Annotated in this window: 2 protein-coding genes; both read left to right on the forward strand. The window is 46.2% G+C overall.

All coding sequences use genetic code 11. From position 1 onward, the window contains the following. Positions 1 to 116: 116 nt before the first annotated feature. Complete coding sequence (locus B147_RS0107455) at positions 117 to 983, forward strand: hypothetical protein (RefSeq protein ID WP_020586590.1); 867 nt, start codon at positions 117 to 119, stop codon at positions 981 to 983. Between the two features lie 325 nt (positions 984 to 1308). Then, positions 1309 to 2421 carry a ferredoxin reductase family protein gene (locus B147_RS0107460; RefSeq protein ID WP_020586591.1) on the forward strand — a complete coding sequence of 371 codons (1113 nt, stop codon included), beginning with the start codon at positions 1309 to 1311 and terminating at the stop codon, positions 2419 to 2421. Positions 2422 to 2509 lie beyond the last annotated feature (88 nt).

Raw genomic sequence — 2509 nt, forward strand, 5'->3', positions numbered from 1 at the left:
CAATTAAGTGAATTTTAGTGTCTGGGGTTTTATCACGACAAACCGGTCAAGGTAATTGTCGTCAACCGGACAAGATAATTGTCGCAGAATAGCCCGGAAGAGTTCACACTGCTTACGTGGGTGTACATGACAGTAAAAACGGTGACAATTCAATAACCCTTGACATCAAAAATGTCGGCAGACCCGTATTCCTGATACTGGCTTCATCCGCTGCCGTTAACTGGGTAATTGAGGGAGCGGGAGCAAAGGATGTGAAGGCTCTGCTGGTATCAAGCATGAATGGAAAAAGCAAAATCAAAGGGGGCGTAAAGCGGGATGTGCCCAGATTTTATTTTCCAATGTACAACTACACCTACCAGTTGGAATCAAAATGCAAATGCCAGGTCAGGTATTATTGTTCCAGTAAAGACCTGTTCGACACCATCGACTATATTGCAACCATCACCGGCCGGAAAATTAACAGCTTTACCGGCAGCTATAACGCAAAATCGTTTATGGTACCGGGAACCGTTATAGATAAAAAGCAGTTAAATATACTGAGGATGGTAGCCAAAGAGAATCTCCTTGAGCAATCCAAATGTGAAGGGCCGGAGTTTACCCCGCAAAACCTGGACAATAAGCAGACAAAAAAAATCAGCGAACACGATGCTGTCCAGGAGGCGCTAAGAGTCATGGAATTGATACGGGACAACAGGTTTGAAGAATTTATTCAATTCATAGAACCCAGAAAACTAAAATCCAGACCGGATGAAATCAAACAAATGTTCCTGTTTCAACACAATCTTTTTGCGGGTTATGATCCTTCAATTGCCTATCATTTGATCGATAAAAAAATGTATGAAAAAATAGCCGCCAATCAAACGGAATTGACCATTCCATTGATACTGAAAAGGAAAAACCGTAAAGATAATTATATCAGAGTTCATATGAATAAGGCGGCAGACAGATGGTTCGTTTCTTCATTCAGAGGCCCCGGCCTATGAAAAAACCGGAAGTGGGGGACATGATACTTATACTGTCAATTTAGGATGTAAGGCGGTTTCCTCTCGAGCCACCGACACCGATGCCCCCAGTTACCATACCACCATACCCTTTGCCTCCATTCAGTTGGGTCTAAGGCTTACCAAATGCATTGAATTCGTTTACGTTTAACTCGCTTTTAAGAACATGTGCCGTGTCCGGCACACCACAAGCACATGTTGTCTGACTGGTTTTCCGCTGCGCTACAAATCAGCCGCAAATGCGGGCGTTGGGCATAAAACAGGACAATATGAACAAACTCATCAATTTCGTGGAGGCAATTCTGCTTTGAAGTATATTCAATGGACCTTTTGGTTGTTCCTGCTGATACTCAGCGCGGCATGGCTGTTGGCAGACACCTTGATACCCGACCCTTTCACCTATTTTTCGTTCCGCACAGTGTTTATTCAGTACACGGGAATAATCGGAATAGGGATGATGAGTGCGGCAATGCTGCTGTCAGTGCGGCCGAAATGGATAGAACGACCGATGAACGGGCTCGACAAAATGTATCGTCTACACAAGTGGATAGGGATCGCCGGACTGGTCTTCTCTATCCTTCACTGGTGGTGGGCCAAGGGCACTAAGTGGATGGTCGGATGGGGTTGGTTGAGCCATCCGGAACCTGGGGCACCTTCCGAAAAAGCACTATCTCAACTTGAACAATGGCTGCAAAGTCAGCGTGGGCTGGCTGAATCGCTTGGTGAGTGGGCATTTTATGCCGCAGTAGTATTGATCGCCCTGGCGCTGATCAAATCATTTCCGTACCACTTGTTCAAAAAAACACACAAATGGATAGCGGTGGCTTATCTGATCCTAGCTTATCACAGTCTCGTATTAACCAAAACCGATTATTGGACCCAGCCTGCTGGCTGGATCATGGCGATACTGCTGCTGAGCGGCACCGCCTCAGCAGTGCTGGTACTGGCTGGACGGGTCGGCCGCAAGCGCCAAGTGCAGGGAATTATCAAGTCACTCACGTCCTATCCCAGGGTACGGGTTATTGAGGGTCGCATCCAGCTTGACAGCGGCTGGAAGGGGCACTTACCCGGCCAATTTGCCTTTGCTACTTCAAAAACTACCGAAGGCGCGCACCCATACACCATTGCCTCGGCATGGAACTTAGATGAGCCCGGTCTGACATTTATCGTCAAAGAGTTGGGTAACTGGACAGGCCGGTTACATAAATGGCTGAAAGTGGGTATGCCCGTTTCCGTGGAAGGCCCCTATGGCTGCTTCGATTTTAATGATCACCTGCCACGGCAGATATGGGTAGGTGCAGGCATTGGCATTACGCCCTTCATTGCGAAGATGAAACACCTGGCGCAGTTCCCGGGGCAGCAAGCGATTGATTTGTTCCATGTCACTAAAGATTATGACCAAACGGCCATTGATACCTAAAGAATGCAATCCATAAACAATAATTGTTGTAGAAATATTTTAAATTTATTGATTTTATAGTATGATATCATCATTTTGATTGCTTTAG

The organism is Desulfobacter curvatus DSM 3379 (genome assembly GCF_000373985.1).
Classification (GTDB): domain Bacteria; phylum Desulfobacterota; class Desulfobacteria; order Desulfobacterales; family Desulfobacteraceae; genus Desulfobacter; species Desulfobacter curvatus.